Below are 19,979 nucleotides of genomic sequence, written 5' to 3'. Positions count from 1 at the left end.
TCCTCTTTGTGATGAAAAAAGTATACCACCAGACAAAAGCCTGGTGGTATACTGGAGGGTTTATTTTATTCTCTGCAATATATGTGCGACCATTTCGCCTGCATCCCGCTTCGCCTGCATCAACGAGGTGAGCAGGCGATCTGTCACATACACAATGTCCTCCTGGGGGCTGGGCGTATCCAGAGCCTTGCGCAGGTCGGTATTGGGGCTGCCGCGCAACTGATGGAGCATTCGCAAAATCGCCATGAGGGAATAATTGGCATTGCGCAACACCCTGGTAATCTTCAGTTCCCGCATCTCTTTTTCGGTGTAAAACCTGTAGCCATTCACTTTGCGGGGAATTTCAATAAGCCCGTTAAGCTCCCAGTTACGCAGAGCATCCATTGTCACACCAAGAGACTCAGCGGCTTTCCTTCTGGTGAAGCCTTGGGGGGCGGTGCCGGTGCTTTGGCTATTTAGCAGCTCATTAACAAGCCGAACGGCTTCCATTGCCTTTTCCTCTTCCACACAAATGAGAGTCTGGTACTCTCTGGCGTTGGCAAGGGCTTGCTCATACTCATTTTGAGCACACAGCCGAATAATTTCCGTGGTTTTTTCCCGCAAATTATTTTGCAGAATTTCACTTCGATGTGCAATTTTGATTAGTTTGAGCTGCTCTATATGCACATCGGTAAAAACCCGATACCCATTTGCTTTGCGATGCACAGCAGGCAGGTATCCAATTGCTTCGTAATACCGGACTGTGTTGGGGTGCACCGCTGCTATTTTGGCAATTGCAGATGTAGAATAGCTCATAGGCATTGTCTCCGTGATGACCTCTCCTTATAAACCTATTAACGACAGCGCTACAAAATCTTCATTGCTATCCACACATTTAAGGAAGTAGAGCAAGCTCTGATTGAGATACGCCTGGCTGATTTCTGCCTTATTCCATACCTGATTTTTGTTAGGTCCTGGTTAATATACCCTTACTGATAATAATATCCCCTGCATAGGAGGTTGTGAAATGAATATAGCCGTTGACATCAATCCAAGCTAAGGGATCGGGAATTCTCTGGTAGCTGTTGCTGGCCTGATTGTAGCTATAGAATACAAGATTCTTGATATCCGCATTTTTCTCACGCATTTTAACAGCAATTTCTACCGGGAAGCCAAAAGCTCCTTGCTGTTCAAAGCTGATCACCTGCACCGTATTGGAAAACCACTTGCTAAAGAGGGTTTCTCTTGCTTTGGCAGTGGAATTACGCGCAGAAGCAGAGAGACTGATATCTTTCACTGCCTTTGCAGGATCAAAGGAAATACGCACCTCCACAGATTCTCCATCTGCACTCATAGAATCAGCGTGTATTTTCGTGGGCATCCCGGCTGCTTGTGTCATGGCCTGCAAAGCGGCCAAAGAAATGCTTCCGGGATTTTTCAGGCGTACGGTTGCTACACCAGTATCCCCTGCTTTGGCGGCCGAACTTTTTGCAGCCGCTTGAGCTGCGGCAGTGGTAATATTGCCAGAATCATTGGAGGACTGCTTTGTATAATCGATCCCCACACGCTCGCTACGATCTGAGCCAGAATCGGAACTGCCGCTGTCAGAGGGCTTGGAAGCATTTAATTCGATCGTCTTAATTGTACCGGGTATAGAGAAACGATATTGATCGAAGCCATCGTAATATATAGAACCGGCAACATTATTATAAGCTTCAAAATAATAATTGTCACCAGGCGCAATATTGGTCAGTGTGACTTCACCATTTTCATTGGCTAAAAAAGTATCAATAAAGACACGTGTATCTAGATCAGTCATTTGATACAAATCGTATTCATATCCTACTGGAGGTCGACCGTTATAAGTGAATTTTGCGAAGGCAGTCACACCGGTTATCAGGTCTATCTCCGGATAAGCCTCCGATGGCGTAGCAAAGGTTATCCCTTGGGCCGCACCAACGTACTGAGCGTGCAGCCCTCTTTCACGGCTAACGCTAAAATAAGCTTTTGACTGTGTTGCTACATTGGTTAAGGCGACTCGGCCGTTCTCATCTGTTCGGGCACCGCGCCCATTTGTAATGCTAACCCATACATTTCTGGCAGGGGTTCCATTAAGGCGCACCGTTGTTGTTACTGTGTGCCCTCTTTCCAGCATAATATTGGGGGCATTGCCCGGAATCGAGAAGATATTCCCCAAAGTTCTGCCATTGTAATCAGCAAAATCTCCTCTATTGCTTCTTACGATAAAATATGCTTTAGTAGCTGCCGGTACATTGGTAAACGTAACATTACCATTTTCATCAGGGTAAGTTCGCCAATAACCTGTTCTGGCAACACCACCATTTTGGGTTCTACTAAAATCCAACTCAATTCTAATATCTGAAACAGGGGTGCCGTCTAAAAAAACTTGGGCTGTAACCGTGTTTGCGGGCTCCAAGTCAATAGTGGGTATAGTATCTGTAACTTTGAATGATTGCCGAGTAAATTTTCCGTCATATACAGCAAAGGGATCGTTGCTGTCCGCACTTACCCAAAAATAATAGGATGCTGTTGGGGACAAGGTAGTGAAGGTTACAAATCCATTTACATCGCTGGTAGCAGATATTGTATCATGGCCAGCAGCACACAAGTTAACACTTATATTGCTCTGAGGCACCCCATTGAACAGTACTCTTGTTGTAATGGAATGCCCGGGGTCCAACTGGATTGCAGGAGCAGTGACATTGCCTTTAAAAGTTTTCCCCAGCTCACTGCCATCGTATTGTGCATGGGTGTTTGTTCTGTCAACACGAAAATAATAACTGCCATTACCCGATAGTCTATTAAAGGTGACACGGCCCTGTGAATCGGTGTATTCAACATCACCCCGCCCATAATAGCCAGACCTGACTATATCAACCTTCACATTGTTTTGAGGGACTCCATTCAAAGTTACCGTGGTAGTTGCCGAATAGGAAGGCATCAGTTCTATTGCAGGAATGGTTCCCGGCACTGTGAAGTACATGTCAATGTCAGAACCATCGTATTCATAATCATCTGTAGCAACGACATCAAAGTAATATTCTCCATTGGGAACGGCGGGAAAATCGACAACGCCATCAGCTCGATTCAGCCCCTCAATAGACAGTGCGGAACCATCTTTTCTAAACAGCCATACGCTTGCATTCGAAACGGCTTTGCCGTTAAAAGTGACTGTGGTGGAGATTTGATTGCCCGGATCCAAATGAATAGCCGGTGCTTCTCCACTCAAAGGAACCGAAAAAGTTTTACCAAGATCTTCCCCATTATAGAGTGCATACGCAGGTGTATTGTAGACGACAAGATAATAGTCATTGCCCGGTTCCACCGAATTAAAAGATACCTTGCCATTGTCATCTGATGTAGCTGTCATGGAGGGAATACCAATTTTCCTTAGCTCAACCTGGATACCGGATGCTGGCTGGTTGTTTAAAAATACAGAAGCCGTAACTTGAACACGACTATTGAGCATAATTTCTTTCGGAAGATCGGGATAGGTAAATATTTTTCCAAGTTCTTTGCCGTCATAGGTAGGGTAGTTGTAATTATCGCTTGGCACATAAAAATAATATTGGCTTCCGACCTCTAAGTTGTTGAGGGTAACCTCCCCTTGCGAATCAACATATAGGTAGTTTTTTATTGAGAACTGACTTTCGCCGGCGTCTTTTGCATACAACTCAACCCATTGAGAAATCTGAGTGGGTTCACCATTCAGGATTACCTTCACAGTGGCACTGGAGTGACCAAGATTTGCAGATGCTCCATAAGCCGTCAGATTTAAAACACCCTCAAGCGGCATCAAGCCTGAAACCAGCACCAGCACTAAAAATACACTGATTATACGCATCCTTGCTTTTATATGTCCATTCATACAAAAACCCTCCATCCATAATTTACCAAGATACTAAATAAGTATATCACAAAATATAAAAAAAACGCTACTTTAAAAGAGTTTTTTTATAAAATTACACCGATGAATTTATTCCAAACTCACCGGTGTAATATAAGGGAAAATATGATTATTCAGCAAAGGAACCGGAAACAACACCCTCCTGCACCATGCGGGAAAACTCGATTTTTTGCTTTCTGCGCCTAATCAAAGCACTCACCAAACCACGGCGGGGAGCCGCAACAAACACCAGCAAAAACACAAGGCCTGTCATTACAGCCATACTTCCCGCAATGGAAACATCCAACACCACAGCCAGATGGTATCCTGTAATACCGTTAATCCCGCCAATCAATCCACTGAAAATCAGCATTTTTTTGAGATCATCTGTGAGCAGGTAGGCGGTTACCGGCGGCCCGATCATAAAAGCCACCACAAGCACCGAGCCGACCGCCTGAAAGGCTCCCACGGTAGTGAGTGAAACCAGTGTCATCAGGCCATAATGGAGAAGCCCCGGTGCAAAACCCAGAACAGCTGCCAGCATCGGATCAAAGGTAGCCAGCTTTAGCTCCTTGAAAAAGACGGTGATGGCCACCAGATTCAGCAGAAGCAAAGCGCCCATGGTATAAATGGATTTTGCGCCTATATCCACGCCTGCAACCACCATTCTGTCAAAGGGTGCAAAGGCCAGCTCGCCCAGAAGCACCGAGTCGGTATCCAGATGCACCGAACCGGCATAACGGGTAATGAGAATAATGGCAATGGAAAAAAGCAGAGGAAAAACAATGCCAATAGCGGCATCTTCCGCAAGAAGCCGGGTACGCCCCAGCGCTTCGGTGAGCCACACGGTAGCCACACCGATCAGTGCCGCACCCACAATGAGAAAAGGCGAGGAAAGGTCATGGGTGACAAAAAAGGCCAGCACAATCCCCAAAAGAATGGTATGGGTAATGGAATCGGACATCATAGACATTTTGCGCAGCACCAGAAAAACCCCGGGTAATGCGCAGGTTGCCGCCACAATCACGGCGATGAGCTGTATTTCAAACTGCGGGGACATCCGGCTTACCTCCTTCTTTTAGCAGCAGCTGACGATTTCTCCAGCGCCTCCAAATCCGGTGCAGAATGCCCCGCCCCGGCGCAAACAGCACCCCGATCAACACAAACAGGCTGACAAATACCACAATGGCAGGGCCAGTGGGCAGCTTGGGAGTCAGCGAGCTGGCCGCTGTGCCCGCAACACCGGCAACGGCTCCGAACAAAGCCGCCAATATTACCATAACCCACAGTCGGTCAGTCCACTGACGGGCGGCTACCGCTGGCGCAATCAACATGGCGCTCATCAGAATCACGCCCACTGTCTGCAAGCCTAGGATAATGGATACCACAATCATAAAGGAAAGCAGCAGGTTCAGCCATTTGGGAGAAAAACCTAAGCTTTGAGCAAATTCACTGTCAAAGGTAAACAGGCTCAGTTCTTTCCAAAACAGGGCCACAAGCAGCAGCAAAATAGCACCGCAGCCAGCCATAAGAAGTACATCTCTTTGGAGCAGTGTAGAGGCCTGCCCAAAGATAAAGCGTTTGAGACCCGCCTGATTGGAATTGGGCAATTTCTGCACGTAAGTAAGAAGCACCAGCCCCAGCCCAAAGAAAACCGACATCACAAGCGCCAAGGCACTGTCAAACTTGATTCGGCTGTAGCGGGTAATTCCCAAAATCAGCAGAGTGGAAGCAAGCCCGGAGAGCAACGCTCCCAACAGCAAAACCTCTGTATTTTTGCTGCCCAGCAGAATAAAAGCCATTACCACGCCCGGCAGGGCGGAATGGGAAACCCCATCCCCCAGAAGGCTTTGCCTGCGCAGCACCGCAAAGCTCCCCAGCACACCGCTGATAATACCTAAAAGTGCAGAACCCAGCGCCACTGTCTGAAAGGTATAATCGTGAAGGAGCGAAATAAGCGCTGCCATCTTACACCACACTCCTGAGCAGGGTATTGGTGCTGCGGTAGGTTTTTTTCAGGTTCTCTTCATGGAAAACCTCCTCAACAGGGCCACAGGCAATGACCCCCAGATTGATCAGGGTGACCCAATCAAAATATTCCGCTACCGTTTGCAGATCATGGTGCACCACCACCACAGTTCTGCCCTCATTTTTCAGTTCCCTGAGCAGAGCAACAATGGCCTTTTCGGTCTGGGCATCCACACCTTTAAAGGGTTCATCCATAAAATAGACCTCAGCCTGCTGGATCAGGGCACGAGCCAAAAAAACCCGCTGCTGCTGACCGCCCGAAAGCTGGCTGATCTGTCGGTAGGCATATTCCTCCATGCCTACCTTGCCGAGCATCTGCAAGGCCTGCTCCCGATCCTTTTTGCCGGGCCTGCGAATCCAGCCCAGCCTGCCATAGCAGCCCATCAAAACTACATCCAGCACCGTAGCGGGAAAATCCCAATCCACGCTGCCGTTTTGGGGCACATAACCCACGCGGCTGTGCTGACTCCGGGTATTCTCTGTTTGATCGGACCAAAATTCCACTGTACCCGAAACCGGCTTTAAAAGGCCCATCATGGCTTTGATCAAGGTTGTTTTTCCAGCTCCGTTGGGGCCTACTACCGCCATCAGTTCGCCTTGGGGAATTTTCAAACCAACATCCCACAGAACCGGCTTGGTATCATAGGCAACTGTCAGTGCCTTTATTTCTACAGCATAATCCAGCTGTTTTGTATTCACGTTAAGCTCCTCCATGTGTGTTCAGACCCGCCTCTAGGCCGGGCTGGTTTATATCGAGTTATTTCAGGGCATCTACAATGGTATCAACATTCGCCTTAACCGTTAAAATATAGGTATCCGCTTCTGAGCCTTCTCCGCCCAGCGAATCGGAATACAGCTCTCCGCCGATATTGACTGAAAAGCCTTTTGCCTTTACAGCGGCTTGCAAAGCCTCAATGGTTTTGGGAGGCACCGAGGATTCCACGAAAATAGCCTTAATTTTATTGGCTGCAATGTATTCTGCCAGCAGGCTTACATCGGCGGTTCCTGCTTCTGCATCGGTGCTGATTCCCTGCAGGCCCTTGACCTCAAAGCCATAAGCCTTTCCAAAATACCGGAAAGCATCATGAGCGGTAACCAAAACACGCTGCTCCGGTGCCAGCTCCTGCGCCCGGCCTTTTACATAGGAATCCAACTCCTCCAGCTCTTTTAAATAGGCTTCTAAGTTGGCATTATAGTCCTGGGCATGGGTGGGATCTGCTTCCGCAAGCTCCTTGGCAACATGCTCCGCCGCTTGGGCCCACAAGGAACAATCGAACCAGATGTGTGGGTCATAAACACCCTTTTCCTGTGTCTCCAGCAGGCGCTGGGAATCGAGCCCCTCCTGAATGCAGATCACATCGGCTCCCTGCTGGGAAAGTGACTCAAAAATCTCCCCCATCTTCCCTTCCAGATGCAGGCCGTTGTAAACCACAATATCCGCTTTTTGCATCAGGCTCACATCCCCTGCACTGGCCTGATACAGGTGTGGGTCTATCCCAGGCCCCATAAGCCCATTTACGGCCACATGCTCTCCGCCAATGACTGCGGTCAGATCGGCCAGCATGGTGGTGGTTGCCACAATGTTGAGAGCATTGGAGCCGGAATCATCCACAGGTGCCGCCGAAGTGCCACAGCCGGTAAGCACCAGCGTAAAGGAAAGCAGCACACCTGCCAGCAGATTTATTTTTCTTTGCATAAGTAACGGACCTCCAGAATTGTAAATTAAGTTGACACATAAGCTTCGCTTCAGAAATAGCCTAATTGGCGTATGAGAAATACCTTCAGATGCCTCTCCCAGCACGGAAATGACAGCCTGTATCCCCTGCACCGTAAGCTGCAAACCCTGATAAGGCTGGTAATCAATCAGGTCCTCTCTGCAACCCCCAGAACCTGCGCTATATTTTTGTTGCCAACGCGAGTTTTTCTTCGCCCGGCTTCTAATTCTTCTTTCAATAATCCTCTTTATTGGGTGTCATACTACCCTCTTGATTTTAAGAGATAGACAGGTTCTAAAAAAGCAAACGCACCAATATGTTCAATCAAACCACTATAAGAATATATCTTGGTCTGTTAGCCGCAGGAAAGAGCCTTTCCCTTGACTAATATATGATGCTTAAAGCTCCTATGTTACGAATATACTGTAGAAAACAGGTAAAGGATTGGACGCAATGAAAGACAATACAAGCTCTCAGTATCACACTGTCAGAGGCTTTCAACTGATGAACAAGCAGGATTCCTCCCTCACCCCCGCTATGGAGGATTACCTTGAAATGGCTTTTAAGCTCTGCTTGCAGGATGGCTATACCCGGGTAGGGCGGTTATCGGAGCAGCTGCATGTTCGCCCCTCTTCCGCTTCTAAAATGATTTTAAAGCTCACAGAACTGGGCTATCTGGAATATGACCGCAATGAAAGCATCCAGCTCACCAAAAAAGGGAGAGAAAACGGCCAGTATCTGCTGGATCGCCACCAGACCATGGAGGCCTTTCTCACACTGCTTGGCAGCCGTGATCCTTTAAAAGAGACCGAGCAGATCGAGCATTTTTTAAGCAGCTACACCATAAGCAGGCTAAAGGTGCTGGTGGAATTTCTCACGCTCAACCCCCAATGCCTTCCGAAACCGGATGATGGGGAAACACTCATCAAGTGACACATAAGTATGGGCGATAAGTTTATTTGCTTTTCAAGATGGGCAATATATGCTACAATATTACCAGTTTAAGGATATCCACTGCATTGAGATTGGGGGTAAAGCATATTTTTGACGGCATACTGATTGGATTCTGTTCTTTTTTGATTATAGGGCTTTTTCACCCCATTGTAATAAAGGCAGAGTATTATTTTTCCAAACGCATTTTTCCGGCCTTTTTAGTGGGTGGTCTTTTATTTGTGATAGGCTCGATCCTAGTGAAAAGCACGCTTCCATCTGCTGTTTTGGGGGTAACGGGATTTTCCTGTTTTTGGAGCATCAAAGAATTGTTTGAGCAGGAACACCGGGTGAAAAAAGGGTGGTTCCCGGCAAACCCCAAGAGAGAAAACAAGGCTCTTGCAAAAAAGCAGGACTAGCCGCACGATATAAAAGCAAAAGGCCTCCGGTTTCAAGACGGAGGCCTTTTGCTTTTATAATAAGATTCCTGTTTAATATGAGAAGCCTTCTACATCATCTACTGCTTAACCGAAGGCAGATTGCTCAGGTTGTTGCTGTCACTGCTGTCTGGCAGGGCTTTCAGATATTCACTGCCGTTGCGGGTGGCAATGCCAACGCCCTCAATGCCGCCCTGTCGGGCCAGCTGAACGCCTTCGCTTTTGTTGAGTATGCGTCCATCGGCCAGCTGATAACCGGTTACCCGCCCGGCCGCTTTAACCAGCGCCGTGATTCTCTGAGCATTGGCGTTGGGTGTGGGTACATCTTTCAGTGTCTGCATGGGCAGACTGGAAGTATTAAAGCTCTCCATGTTATGCCTCCGTTCCTGTATGATGCTGGTGGTTGTTTTCAGCGGAATGGGTGGGGTTCAGCCCAAAGACTGCCCGAGCGCTTTCGGCGGCGGGATCATGCTTGATGTTTTTGCTGTGGAACTTCCCATCCGTTTTTTTCTTGTTTTTTGTGCTTTTGGCTTTATTTTCGTTGCCCATACTGTGGCTCCTTTTCTTGGTTGCAGTTTTATCCGCCTGTCTTTTATGGTATAGAACTCTAACATTTGCAAACGGCGGCTTATAGTCAGGCTTGAAACCGACCTGAAAGCTTATAAACGCAAAGCAGCTCTTGCCGCCACGTTTTCAGCTGCGGAACTGACTATAGTAAATAGCATTCCAACAAAGCCCCGGCCTATTCTTTTTATAGCCTCTATCCTCAGATTGAGAGCGCACACAGTTGATGAGCAGGAGCAGCAAAACAAAAAAACGCTCTCTGCTTCCGATAAAATCATTTGTCAGGGCGGACAAACTCCAACAAATCATGATACCGAAAAAAGGCCGCAGAGAGCGCATAACAAGAGGAGGGCAATTTTAAAAATCAGCGATAGCCTTTAAAGAGAATGGCTGTGCTCTTTGAGCACCTCAGGATTGCAGAGGTTAAACGGCAGGTTCCCCTGCAACACGTTCACAGCCTCGGTGGCTGCTTTGGTGTGCAGAGCGGTGATGCCTTCCATGCTGTACCAAGCGGTATGGGGTGATACAATCACATTTTCCATAGTCAGCAAAGGATTCTCCTGTGAAACAGGCTCACTTTCAAACACATCCAGACTGGCCCCGGCCAGCTTGCCGGTTTGCAGGGCTTCAATCAGGTCGCTTTCCCGGATAATGGGGCCTCGTGCTGTATTGATAATAAAAGTGGTAGGCTTCATTTTGGCAATAGCCTGCGCATCAATCAAATATTTGGTGTTATCATCCAAGGGACAGTGGATGGAGATATAATCGCTTTCTTTCAGCAGGGTTTCAAAATCAACAAACTCCACGCCGGGGTTCTGATCCGCAAGGCTTTCAGCCCGGTTATCCCATGCAATGACCCGCACGCCAAAGGCTTTCATTCTTTGAGCGACCGTTCCACCAATGCGCCCGCAGCCGATGATGCCCACAGTGGAATTGCTCAGGCGGCGGACCGGCTCCAGCTTACCAGAACCCCAATAACCCCCACGCAGAGTTTTATCCGATATGGTAATTTTGCGGGCCAGAGCCATAATACCGGCGACAGCATGATTGGCTACTTCTTCCACGCCGTAATCAGGAATATTGCAAATGTAGATCCCCTTTTCGGTTGCGGCTTGGTAATGGATGTTGTTGATACCAATGCCGTATTTGACAATCATCTTGCAGTTTTGCATATGCTCAATAACCCGAGGGGTGATCTCGGCATACTGCACGATCACAGCATGAGCATCCCGGGTGGCTTCAATCAGCTCATCCTCGGTTTTTGCCTGATATTCTTCAAAAGCAAAACCGGCTTTTTCAATGATTTCTCTTTCAATGTTTACATCAGGATATTCGTATTCGGTGATAACTGCTTTTAATTGCATAATCATTACCTCTTTACTTATATTTTTTTGCCGCATTCATAGGAGATTGCATTTTCCCGCAATGAGGCTGGCTCCCAGAGCGGACATGGGTTTGCCTTCCTCCGGGCTGTAGTTGATGATGTTTTTGTAATAGCCATCGTATTCCAGCACATCCACCAGAGCCTGCCTGAGCGGATTTTTCCCCGCTATGAGAATGGTGGAATCCGCATCAAGGCGCAGAGCATCTGTATTTTTCATAGCCGCCACATCCTCTTGGAGAGAGACCCCCAGCATATAATTGGCGATGCTGTTGGCGGATTTTCCCGAAAACTGGCTGAGAATTCTAGCCGAGAAAGAAGCCCGGCTGATACCCACTTTCTTGCAGTTCTGATAGCCATACAGGGTCATTTCCTTGCTGTATTCTTCATCCACAAAGCGCCTGCCCACAGCATCGGCAATGATGGTATGGAAGGATAGAGCCGAAAGAAGCTCCCCTGAAATAGAGGTCATACAGCCGGTGATTTTGCCTTGCTCATTGACTGCCACAAGCTTGGTATGAGAGCCGGGCAGAATCAGTACCATAGGCTTGCCCTCATGGTACCGCTCAATGAGATAAACACTTTCGGTCTCCTCACCACGCATAATATCCATGGCTTCGTAGTTTTGCATATCCACCGGCTGGCTGTTGTTCTTGATTCCCGGGATAAACCAGATGGGCTTGGGGCAGACATCCTCCAGCAAAACCGCTTTTGTTGCTGCGGCCAGCTCGTCCATTCCGGCGGGAGCCACCACATGGGGGATTTCCACCAGACCCATATTGGAGGTAATCATGCCGCTGGCAATGATGGTCTTGACATCATCAAAGCCGATGGATGCTTGCTCCAACACGCCATCGATGCATTCCTTAACCCCCCGCTTGAGCAGCTGGTTGCTGCCGTTAATGGCGGTATCCCGAACGCCTACCTCTTTTTTCTGCATACAGATCATCTGTTGGTTCAAATCCCACAGCACAACTCTGGTGTTGGTTGTGCCGGAATCAATGGTCATGATCGTTTGCTGCGCCATTTAAATAATTCCCCTGTTCTTTTTACTGGAGCCTTGAGAGTGTATGAATCCAAGGCCTTTTTTTATTAGCGAGCCGTATAAAGCCGGGCCCTTCTGGTAATCTCGGCAAAATCGCCTTGTACAATCAGGCGGGGATCAGCCAGATTGGAGCCGATTCCAACGCCCACTACTCCCACGGCCAAGAAATCGGAGAGGTTGTTATGGTCAACACCGCCCACTGCCAGCATAGGGATGTGACTCAAAGGCGCTCTAACCGATTTAATATAGCTTAGCCCCATATCCCCTGCCGGGAAAACCTTGATCAAATCTCCCCCGCTGCTATAGCCCAGCTGAATTTCACTGGGGGTCATCGCACCGGGAACGGTAGCCATGCCCAGCTCATTGGCACAAGCAATCACACTGGGATCGGTAACAGCAGAAAGGATAAACTGAGCGCCTCCTTCATGAGCGGCGGCCGCCTGTTCCTTGGTAAGCACAGTGCCTGCGCCCACGGCCATTTTGTCACCAAACTGCTCCCTTACCGCCCCAATGGCAAAGCGGGTATCTTCTATACAGGTGGGGCTGTGTTGTGCAAAGGTGATTTCCAGCAGGCGAATGCCTCCATCATAAAGAGCCTGTGCGGTTTCCACCACCCGGTCTTTATCCACGCCACGCAGAATGGCGATCACCTTATGTTCTGAAACGGCCTTGCAAATATCAAATTTCATGGTAATTCCTCCTGAGGCTGATTCCGGCTGCGGTTTAAACATCACGTTCAGTGCCGGAGATTCTACTTGGATATGACTCGGTCAAATGCCTAAGTAGGCTTTTTTGATATCCTCGTTATTCATCAGGTTTTCAGCGGTATCCTCAAGCACAATGCGTCCGGTTTCCAACGCATAGCCTCGCTGGGCAATGCTCAAAGCCGCCAGCAGATTCTGCTCAATAATCAGGATAGACATACCCGTATCCCGCACCTTGCCGATGGTCTCGAAAACCTCCTCCACAATGATGGGAGCAAGGCCGAGAGAGGGCTCATCCAGCATCAGAAGCTTGGGCTCCATAATCAGAGCACGGCCGATTGCAAGCATCTGCTGCTCGCCGCCGGAAAGGGAGCCTGCGATCTGGTGCTGCCTTTGCTTGAGCTTGGGGAAAATCTGAAAAACCTTTTCAATATTATCCATCCGGCGGGCCTTTACCCGCTTATCATAGCCCCCCAGAATCAGGTTATCCATGACATTCAGCGTTCCCAAAACACCCCGGCCTTGGGGAATGTGCGCAATACCCATGGAGGCTCTTTCGGTGGTGGGGGTTTTCATAAGGTCGGTTCCCTCAAAGGTCACACTTCCCCCTGTAATGGGAAGAAATCCTGACACAATGCGCAGCAGCGATGTTTTACCGGCTCCGTTGGAGCCAACCAGAGCCACACACTCCCCTGCCCCTACATCCAGAGAAACATCGAAAAGAACCTGAAGATCGCCGTAACCGGCACTTACATTACTCAGCTTTAGCATTTTTAAAGCCTCCCCCTAAATACGCCTTGACCACATCGGGGTTGTTCATAACCGCATCCGGTTCACCGGAGCAGAGAAGCTTACCCTCGTTGAGCACAACAATACGGTGGCAGAGCTTTACCACAGCCTTCATAACATGCTCAATAAAAAGAATGGTAATGCCCATTTCATTGATACGCCGAACCATATCGATGCTGGTTTCGATCTCGGAGGGGTTCAGCCCCGCCATAACCTCATCCAGCATGATCAGCTTGGGGTCGGTTGCCAGAATGCGGGCCATATCCAGCCATTTTCTGCGCTCAATGGGCAGGCGCTCACTACGCCAATCCGCCACATCCAGCAGATCGCTCATTTCCAATATTTCCAGTGTCCTTTTCTCGGCCTGTGCAAAATGCATGGATTGAAGGGCAATGGTAAACACACTCTCGAACACGCTCAGCCCCACAAAAGGCTTGGGAGACTGAAAGGTTCTGCCGATGCCCAACCGGGAACGTCCGGGAACGGTGGCTTTGCTAATAACCTTGCCTTCAAAAGTCACCTCACCTGCATCCTGCTTATACATGCCGCTGATCAAGTTGACCATGGTGGATTTGCCCGAGCCGTTGGGGCCGATAAGCCCCAGTATTTCGCCTTTATATACATCAAAGCTGACATCGTTGACTGCGTGTACACCGCCAAAGGATTTTCTGAGGTTTCTCACTTGAAGCTGCTCATTCATTGGCTGTGCCCTCCGCTTTGCCTGTCTTGACCGGTACAGTGGCGGGATCGGCCTTTTTCCCTTTAAACAGGCTCACAATGCCTTCCGGGCGGAAGGTGAACACCAGCATGATGGAAAGACCATACAAAAGCATCCCCGCCCCTGCGGAGCCAAGAAGAATGTTGGCCACTTCGCTCAGCGGCACCAAGAATGCGGCACCGATCAATGGCCCGGCAATGGTGCCCAAGCCGCCTACAATGGCCATACTGCCGATTTTGGTGGATAAATCCAGACTGCCGAAGCTTTGTGGATCGATATAGCCAAGGAAGAAGGCATAAACGGTTCCCACGGCAGAGGCAATGAGGGCGCTGATGACAAACGCCTTCATCTTCGCTTCATTGGAGGAGATACCCAGCGAGTTGACTGCATCCTCATCGGCTTTGATGGCCTTGAGATAATAGCCCAGACGGGAACGGGCCACATTCCAGCATACAAACACCGAAACCACCAGAACACCCAGCATGATGTAGTAATAGGGCTTTACGGTGGAGAACATCAGGTTAACAAAGCTATCCTCCTTAAAGGTTACCACTAGTCCGTTGGCTCCCTTAGTCAAATCCTTATGCCACTGGAGGTAAACACGAACCAGCTCGGCAAAGGCAATGGTGGAAAGGGAGAAAAAAGGCCCTCTGAGGCGGAAGGATATATTACCGATAAAAAGAGCGGCCCCGGAGGAAAGTGCCATCCCCGCCAGCATGCCGATCCAAGGGGAAATCCCCAGATGGATATACAGCAAATAGCTGGTATAGGCCCCAATGGCCACAAAGGTGGCATGGCACCAGGAAATCTGAGCAGCATAGCCGCCGATCAGGTTCCATGCGCTTCCCAAACTGGCAAAAACACAGAAGGTAACACCTACGGAAAGAAAATAGTTGTTGTTGCTGAACAGAGGGAATATGGCTAAAAAGGCCAGCGCCAGCCCACCGATGATCAAGGCTTTGCGTGAGGGTTTGTTTCGTGATATCATGCTTTTCTTGCCCCCTTACCAAACAATCCGTTGGGCTTGAGCACAAGCACAACCAGCAGAATGAAATAAATGGCGCCGGGAGCCAGATCAAAGGAAATATAAGAGCCCACAAAGGCTTCAAATATACCGGCAAGCAAACCGCCGATCACCGCTCCCCCAATGTTGCCAAGGCCTCCTAAAACAACGCAAGCCATAGCAATGGTTTTGAAGGGTGCGCCGACAGTTGGATTAACAAAATAGGTTGGGGTCAGCATAACCCCTGTAACCCCTGCCATGGTGATGCCCAGCCCGAAAGCCAGCCGATAAATGCTGTTGGTTTTGATACCCAGCATCTGAGATACCTCACGGTTTTCGGAGGTAGCACGCATGGCACGGCCTATATCGGTTTTTTTCAGGAACAGATAGACCGCTATAACCGATACTGTCATAACACCGCAGGCAACCAAACGGGGCAAAGCCATGCTGAAAGGCCCCGCAGAGACCGAGATAGTCCCCACCGTGCTTTTGACAGTTTGGCTGTTGGGAGAAAAAATCAGCTGTGTAACTGTTACCATCACATAGGAAAGGCCCATGGTGATAATGGTAAAGCTGGTTCCATCCCGGCCAATAATTCGCTTGATTACAACACGGTAGACAACAATGCCGATCCCAAACATGAGCATCGCCACCGGTATTACCAGATAATAAGGCCCCAGCGTTGTAACCCGCTGCAAAATCAGAGCCATATACATGCCCAGCATGAGAAACTCACCCTGTGCAAAGTTAATAACCTTCATAACACCGAATATCAGAGTAAGCCCCACCGATATCAGTGCGTAAATCCCTCCCATAGTCAGCCCATTGATAATGGATTGACCAATAAGCCATCCTTGTGACATAGAATGCCTCCCTAATCATTTTCACCCGTACAACTGCTCAAATTGTCCGGTTTTGTCCGCTCCGCCTTCTCGAGCCCAGCTGCCAACAGGAGCCTGCCTGCAAACACCGTGTGGATGCAGGCAGTGCGGCGGTTTAAGTTAACATCAAAAGCGCATGGGAATACTGCTATTTTTTGAACTCGGAAGGATTGATGTATTCATTGACAGAGAATTCCTCAGGGAATACGCAGACAGGCTTGCCATACTGCCACTGGGTAACAGCAGGAACGCCGTTTACATTCTCACCGGCTTCGTTGAATTTGTAAGCACCGGAAAGCTGCATGCCCTGAAACTCATTGGAGGAAATGGTATCTCTCAAAACGGTGGAATCAGTAGTGGGATTTAGCTCAAGAGCGGCGGCAATGATGCGTACACCATCGTAGGCAGGGCCGGCCTGCTCGGTCATGTAATAGCCGTATTCTTTTTCAAATCCATCCACAATTGCCTGATATTCCGGGTTGTTCTGAACAATGGTGGTGGAGAAATTCCAGTTGCCCACTGCAATAACGCCGTTGGTGGCCTCGCCCAGAGCTTCGTAGTAAGAAGGCCAGTTGGAGTTACCCATAATGATGGGGAAATAGCTCAGGTCACGCATGGTGGAGAAAATTAGCTTGGCCTCCTGCATGTAGCCATAAGGCAGAACCGCATCCGCTCCGGAGTTTTTCATGGCGGTGACCATGGGGGCAAAGTCTACGTTGCCGGCGGGATAGGATTCGTCAAATACGATTTCCAGCCCCATATCCTTGGCCTTGCCTCGAGCACCCTCTGCCATGGAAATACCGTTGGCGGAGTTCTCATAGATAATGGCAACCTTTTTGATGTTGGCGCCCTTGCTATCATTGAGATGCTGAATGAACATGGCATTGTAAAGACCCAGATCCGAGCCACGGTTGGTGGTGGAGAATATGTATTTGTAGCCCTGATTGGTCAAATCCTTGGAGTTCGTGAAGGTGACCAAAGGCACGCGGGCTTTTTCAAAGGCCGGCAGCATTGGCAGAGTCAAGGCACTGGTGCCGCTGCCCACAGCCGCCAAAATGCTCTTGTCACTCAATGCGCGTTCCGCCACGTTTTTGCCCTGAGCAGGGTCGCTGGTGCCGTCATAAATCACCAGTTCAACCTTGGCGCCGCCCATGGATTGAATGCCGCCTGCTTCGTTGATATGCTTAACGGCAAGATTGGCGCCATCTGTGCACATTTTACCGGATTCGGCATTGGCACCGGAAAGCGGATATATAAACGCGATTTTAACAGTATCCGGGAAATCGCCGCCAGCTTCCTGAGAGCCGGCAGGCTGAGAAGCTGCTGTATTACCGGCCGAGGAGGCGGCAGGGGTCGCAGCACCGCCACAACCCGCAAGAATCAGAAGCATCGCACACATAAGACAGGCAATCCTAAGGCTGTTTTTCATTTTTACATTCTCCTTTGTTAAAAATGGAATTTGTGTTTGTTCCTGTTTACGAACTTAGTTCTCAATTGTGTTTGTGGCTTTATCTTAATGCAGTCGCTTTGTAAATGTCAAGAGAAAATATTGAATATCATCACAATACAGTATATTTGTTTTATTTATTTGTTATTTTTGCCTATACACTAAAAGCATGCCGGAAACCTGTGAAACCGGCTAAGATTTCTAAGAAATCGTGATAAAAAGGCTTATTCAGGATATTTGCGGCACAATATTTACTCCGATATGATCTTATGCTATACTTATAAATTAATTAAGACTGCCCCGCATATGATTTTTCCATTGTCTTTTCAGCCTGCACTTTGGCTGATGGGCTTATCACAACCCCCTTAAAGGAGGATTATTATGTCTGAACCCGCTTTTCATCGCACCACCAGCCGCATTTTGGATATATTGGAGCTGATCTCTGGCTCCCCGGAGGGAATGACTTTTACTGAAATTGTCCGGGATATGGATATGCCAAAAAGCAGCCTTCACCCTTTGCTGCATACCCTCAATCACCGAAAGTATCTTTCCTACAATGCAAGCCTGCAAAAATACTTCTTGGGGGATAGCCTGTTTATATTAGGCAACTGCTATCTCCGGTCGGTGGATGTATTGAAATCCATTCAGCTTGAGCTGAGCCAAGTGACCAAAAGACTGGACGAAACCTGCTTTCTGGGCATTCGGCGGGGGGGAGATGTCCTCTATATTGCGAAGGAAGAATCTTCTGCACCGATCCGGGTTATGACCGCTTCTATCGGCCATCAGAACCCCGCATACAGCACTGGACTGGGCAAATGCCTGCTGCTGGATTTCTCTCTTGAAGAGCTTAAACTGCTTTATCCACGGGGTTTGCTCCCTTTAACACCCTTAACCATCACTTCCTTTGATATTCTTTTTGAGCAGCTCCAGCAATCAAAGGCCATCGGCTACTGCTGCGAAAAAGAAGAATCTACCCCCGGAACACAATGCCTTGCCGTGCCGATTTTGCACAACGGCGCCATTGTAGCCTCCATCAGTGTGCCTATCCCCGTTTATCGCTACAGCGAAGAAAAAGAAAAGGCAACGCTCATCGCTTTGGCTTCGGCACAGTATAAAATTCAGGAACTCATTGCGGTGAATTTTGAAAATTGGTCCCGTTTGTGCCCTGCCCCTTGAGCAAATTTTTTGACATCTTGTTTTCATATCCTTGACAAAGGCATACAGATGTCTTATTATTTTTTTAGATGCTTCCACGAACTAAGTTCCTATATCGGTTTATATCTTTTATTGATTAAGAATGCTGCACTCAACCCATCTGCAAATCATTTCATGGTTATAAAATCAAAGGAGGCCTTGGATGAAATTCACAAAGTTGGAACTGGCTGCCCTTGAGGGCTGTTATTCGGTGGCTGAGGCTTCCATTAACCACAAAACCCACGTTCTGTTTGCCAGTGAAAGCGATGACAAATGTCTTGCCATTGATGTGGATAAGCTTTCTTCTCCTAAAACGGTGTGGGAACACCCGGGCGGTACCATGAGCATGGTGCCCATCCCGGGAAAAGACGGGGAATTTTTGGCCATACAGAAATTTTACCGCCTCTGGGATTGGGAAGAATCCCAGCTTGTCTGGGTGAAGCACCAAGCCGATGGAAGCTTTGCGGTATCCCCCCTGTTTACCCGCCCTTATATTCATCGGTTTGATCTGCTCAGTCGGGATGGACGCCTTTATCTGCTTGTTTGCTGTGTAGCCGCTCACAAAAGCTCTCTGGAGGATTGGTCCCAGCCCGGTATTGTGTATGCCGCCCTGCTTCCCGAAGGCCCCGAAGAGGAAATTCGGCTGGAAATGCTGGGAGACACCTTCCTCAAGAACCATGGATACGCCAGAGTGCAGTGGAATGGTACAGAATGCGGATTTGTAACCTGTGAAAGCGGTGGGTTTATTTTTACGCCGCCCGGAAAAGGCCAGCCGGAATGGGGCATTGAAAAAATTCTGGAGGGTACCTTCAGCGACGGTGATATGGTGGATATTGACGGGGACGGCGAGCTTGAAATTGCCACTATTGAAGCCTTCCACGGTGATAAATTCCGCATATACAAGAAAATAGGCGGTTCTTATCAGCTGGTTTTCCAACACCCGGAGGTGGTGAATTTCTATCACGTGGTCCAGCAAGGCACTTTGGCAGGCCGCAAGGGCTTTTTAGGAGGAGGCCGTGGCGGAAAAGAACAGCTTTTCTTTGTAAGCTGGCAGCCGGACACCCAGGAATTTAAAATTCACCCAATTGATGCAGGGCAAGGCCCCAGCAATGCTATCATCTTAAATCGGCCCGAGGGAGATTGCATATTTTCCGCCAACCGCAATGCAGGCACAGCGGTTGTTTATAAATGCAAAGGTTTCGATGAATAATTTGTTATATGGGCATATGCATATAGTCAATTGCGCTCTCAGGGAGT

The 19,979-nt window shown here is 48.7% G+C and carries 19 protein-coding genes and 1 pseudogene; 4 read left to right on the top strand and 16 right to left on the bottom strand.

The features are described from left to right. Nucleotides 1–60: 60 nt before the first annotated feature. The 6 genes and pseudogenes from U6B65_02210 to U6B65_02185 form a co-directional block, all read right to left on the bottom strand. Complete coding sequence (locus U6B65_02210) at nucleotides 61–795, bottom strand: MerR family transcriptional regulator (GenBank protein WRS27964.1); 735 nt, start codon at nucleotides 793–795, stop codon at nucleotides 61–63. A 151-nt stretch (nucleotides 796–946) separates the two neighbouring features. After that, a complete protein-coding gene (locus U6B65_02205; protein ID WRS27963.1) occupies nucleotides 947–3,868 on the bottom strand; it encodes a hypothetical protein in 2,922 nt (973 codons plus the stop codon). Nucleotides 3,869–4,052: 184 nt separating this feature from the next. Further along, a pseudogene (locus tag U6B65_02200) lies at nucleotides 4,053–4,946 on the bottom strand (metal ABC transporter permease). Further along, nucleotides 4,930–5,853 carry an iron chelate uptake ABC transporter family permease subunit gene (locus U6B65_02195; GenBank protein WRS27962.1) on the bottom strand — a complete coding sequence of 308 codons (924 nt, stop codon included), beginning with the start codon at nucleotides 5,851–5,853 and terminating at the stop codon, nucleotides 4,930–4,932. Before U6B65_02195 ends, U6B65_02200 begins: the two are co-directional and overlap by 17 nt. Before the next feature lies 1 nt (nucleotide 5,854). Further along, nucleotides 5,855–6,613: a metal ABC transporter ATP-binding protein gene (locus tag U6B65_02190; protein WRS27961.1), complete on the bottom strand. Its 759-nt coding sequence runs from the start codon at nucleotides 6,611–6,613 to the stop codon at nucleotides 5,855–5,857. 58 nt (nucleotides 6,614–6,671) lie between these two features. After that, nucleotides 6,672–7,610, bottom strand: coding sequence for a zinc ABC transporter substrate-binding protein (locus U6B65_02185; GenBank protein WRS27960.1), 939 nt, complete (start codon nucleotides 7,608–7,610; stop codon nucleotides 6,672–6,674). A gap of 472 nt (nucleotides 7,611–8,082) precedes the next feature. On the opposite strand from U6B65_02185, the gene U6B65_02180 reads away from it, so the two are divergent. Together U6B65_02180 and U6B65_02175 are read left to right on the top strand one after the other, a co-directional pair. Continuing rightward, nucleotides 8,083–8,562: an iron dependent repressor, metal binding and dimerization domain protein gene (locus U6B65_02180; protein ID WRS27959.1), complete on the top strand. Its 480-nt coding sequence runs from the start codon at nucleotides 8,083–8,085 to the stop codon at nucleotides 8,560–8,562. A gap of 107 nt (nucleotides 8,563–8,669) precedes the next feature. Beyond that, complete coding sequence (locus tag U6B65_02175; GenBank protein WRS28898.1) at nucleotides 8,670–8,978, top strand: DUF4491 family protein; 309 nt, start codon at nucleotides 8,670–8,672, stop codon at nucleotides 8,976–8,978. 98 nt (nucleotides 8,979–9,076) lie between these two features. Here the strand turns inward: U6B65_02175 and U6B65_02170 are convergent, their stop codons facing one another. The 10 genes from U6B65_02170 to U6B65_02125 form a co-directional block, all read right to left on the bottom strand. Continuing rightward, complete coding sequence (locus U6B65_02170; protein WRS27958.1) at nucleotides 9,077–9,367, bottom strand: DUF3892 domain-containing protein; 291 nt, start codon at nucleotides 9,365–9,367, stop codon at nucleotides 9,077–9,079. A 1-nt stretch (nucleotide 9,368) separates the two neighbouring features. Continuing rightward, the gene (locus tag U6B65_02165; GenBank protein ID WRS27957.1) at nucleotides 9,369–9,545 is read right to left on the bottom strand and encodes a CPC_1213 family protein; all 177 of its coding nucleotides are present in this window, start codon (nucleotides 9,543–9,545) and stop codon (nucleotides 9,369–9,371) included. Nucleotides 9,546–9,937: 392 nt separating this feature from the next. Further along, complete coding sequence (locus U6B65_02160; protein ID WRS27956.1) at nucleotides 9,938–10,924, bottom strand: C-terminal binding protein; 987 nt, start codon at nucleotides 10,922–10,924, stop codon at nucleotides 9,938–9,940. 36 nt (nucleotides 10,925–10,960) lie between these two features. After that, entirely contained in the window at nucleotides 10,961–11,968 is a 1,008-nt protein-coding gene (locus tag U6B65_02155; protein ID WRS27955.1) for a 2-dehydro-3-deoxygalactonokinase, read from the bottom strand. Nucleotides 11,969–12,033: 65 nt separating this feature from the next. Continuing rightward, complete coding sequence (locus U6B65_02150) at nucleotides 12,034–12,675, bottom strand: bifunctional 4-hydroxy-2-oxoglutarate aldolase/2-dehydro-3-deoxy-phosphogluconate aldolase (GenBank protein ID WRS27954.1); 642 nt, start codon at nucleotides 12,673–12,675, stop codon at nucleotides 12,034–12,036. 81 nt (nucleotides 12,676–12,756) lie between these two features. Next, nucleotides 12,757–13,461: an ABC transporter ATP-binding protein gene (locus U6B65_02145; GenBank protein WRS27953.1), complete on the bottom strand. Its 705-nt coding sequence runs from the start codon at nucleotides 13,459–13,461 to the stop codon at nucleotides 12,757–12,759. After that, nucleotides 13,445–14,179: an ABC transporter ATP-binding protein gene (locus tag U6B65_02140; GenBank protein ID WRS27952.1), complete on the bottom strand. Its 735-nt coding sequence runs from the start codon at nucleotides 14,177–14,179 to the stop codon at nucleotides 13,445–13,447. Before U6B65_02140 ends, U6B65_02145 begins: the two co-directional genes overlap by 17 nt. Further along, a complete protein-coding gene (locus U6B65_02135; protein WRS27951.1) occupies nucleotides 14,172–15,185 on the bottom strand; it encodes a branched-chain amino acid ABC transporter permease in 1,014 nt (337 codons plus the stop codon). Before U6B65_02135 ends, U6B65_02140 begins: the two co-directional genes overlap by 8 nt. After that, entirely contained in the window at nucleotides 15,182–16,063 is an 882-nt protein-coding gene (locus U6B65_02130) for a branched-chain amino acid ABC transporter permease (protein WRS27950.1), read from the bottom strand. Before U6B65_02130 ends, U6B65_02135 begins: the two co-directional genes overlap by 4 nt. A gap of 166 nt (nucleotides 16,064–16,229) precedes the next feature. After that, nucleotides 16,230–17,510 (bottom strand): ABC transporter substrate-binding protein, encoded by a 1,281-nt coding sequence (locus U6B65_02125; GenBank protein ID WRS27949.1) that lies wholly within the window; start codon nucleotides 17,508–17,510, stop codon nucleotides 16,230–16,232. A 399-nt stretch (nucleotides 17,511–17,909) separates the two neighbouring features. Between U6B65_02125 and U6B65_02120 the strand changes: the two genes are divergently transcribed. Both U6B65_02120 and U6B65_02115 read left to right on the top strand, forming a co-directional pair. Further along, a complete protein-coding gene (locus U6B65_02120; protein WRS27948.1) occupies nucleotides 17,910–18,704 on the top strand; it encodes an IclR family transcriptional regulator in 795 nt (264 codons plus the stop codon). Nucleotides 18,705–18,885: 181 nt separating this feature from the next. After that, a complete protein-coding gene (locus tag U6B65_02115; protein WRS27947.1) occupies nucleotides 18,886–19,932 on the top strand; it encodes a hypothetical protein in 1,047 nt (348 codons plus the stop codon). The last annotated feature ends 47 nt before the right edge of the window (nucleotides 19,933–19,979 follow it).

The sequence above is a fragment of the Oscillospiraceae bacterium MB08-C2-2 genome (assembly GCA_035621215.1).
In the GTDB taxonomy this organism is placed as follows: Bacteria; Bacillota; Clostridia; order Oscillospirales; family Ruminococcaceae; genus WRAV01.
The sequence above is the reverse complement of the archived record's forward strand: the minus strand, read 5'-3'. Positions and strand labels throughout refer to the sequence as shown.

Coding starts and splice junctions, on each gene's coding strand:
- U6B65_02210 (WRS27964.1), bottom strand. CDS start 795: ATGAGCTATTCTACATCTGCAATTGCCAAAATAGCAGCGGTGCACCCC.
- U6B65_02205 (WRS27963.1), bottom strand. CDS start 3,868: ATGAATGGACATATAAAAGCAAGGATGCGTATAATCAGTGTATTTTTA.
- U6B65_02195 (WRS27962.1), bottom strand. CDS start 5,853: ATGGCAGCGCTTATTTCGCTCCTTCACGATTATACCTTTCAGACAGTG.
- U6B65_02185 (WRS27960.1), bottom strand. CDS start 7,610: ATGCAAAGAAAAATAAATCTGCTGGCAGGTGTGCTGCTTTCCTTTACG.
- U6B65_02180 (WRS27959.1), top strand. CDS start 8,083: ATGAAAGACAATACAAGCTCTCAGTATCACACTGTCAGAGGCTTTCAA.
- U6B65_02170 (WRS27958.1), bottom strand. CDS start 9,367: ATGGAGAGCTTTAATACTTCCAGTCTGCCCATGCAGACACTGAAAGAT.
- U6B65_02165 (WRS27957.1), bottom strand. CDS start 9,545: ATGGGCAACGAAAATAAAGCCAAAAGCACAAAAAACAAGAAAAAAACG.
- U6B65_02160 (WRS27956.1), bottom strand. CDS start 10,924: ATGCAATTAAAAGCAGTTATCACCGAATACGAATATCCTGATGTAAAC.
- U6B65_02155 (WRS27955.1), bottom strand. CDS start 11,968: ATGGCGCAGCAAACGATCATGACCATTGATTCCGGCACAACCAACACC.
- U6B65_02150 (WRS27954.1), bottom strand. CDS start 12,675: ATGAAATTTGATATTTGCAAGGCCGTTTCAGAACATAAGGTGATCGCC.
- U6B65_02145 (WRS27953.1), bottom strand. CDS start 13,461: ATGCTAAAGCTGAGTAATGTAAGTGCCGGTTACGGCGATCTTCAGGTT.
- U6B65_02140 (WRS27952.1), bottom strand. CDS start 14,179: ATGAATGAGCAGCTTCAAGTGAGAAACCTCAGAAAATCCTTTGGCGGT.
- U6B65_02135 (WRS27951.1), bottom strand. CDS start 15,185: ATGATATCACGAAACAAACCCTCACGCAAAGCCTTGATCATCGGTGGG.
- U6B65_02130 (WRS27950.1), bottom strand. CDS start 16,063: ATGTCACAAGGATGGCTTATTGGTCAATCCATTATCAATGGGCTGACT.
- U6B65_02125 (WRS27949.1), bottom strand. CDS start 17,510: ATGAAAAACAGCCTTAGGATTGCCTGTCTTATGTGTGCGATGCTTCTG.
- U6B65_02120 (WRS27948.1), top strand. CDS start 17,910: ATGTCTGAACCCGCTTTTCATCGCACCACCAGCCGCATTTTGGATATA.
- U6B65_02115 (WRS27947.1), top strand. CDS start 18,886: ATGAAATTCACAAAGTTGGAACTGGCTGCCCTTGAGGGCTGTTATTCG.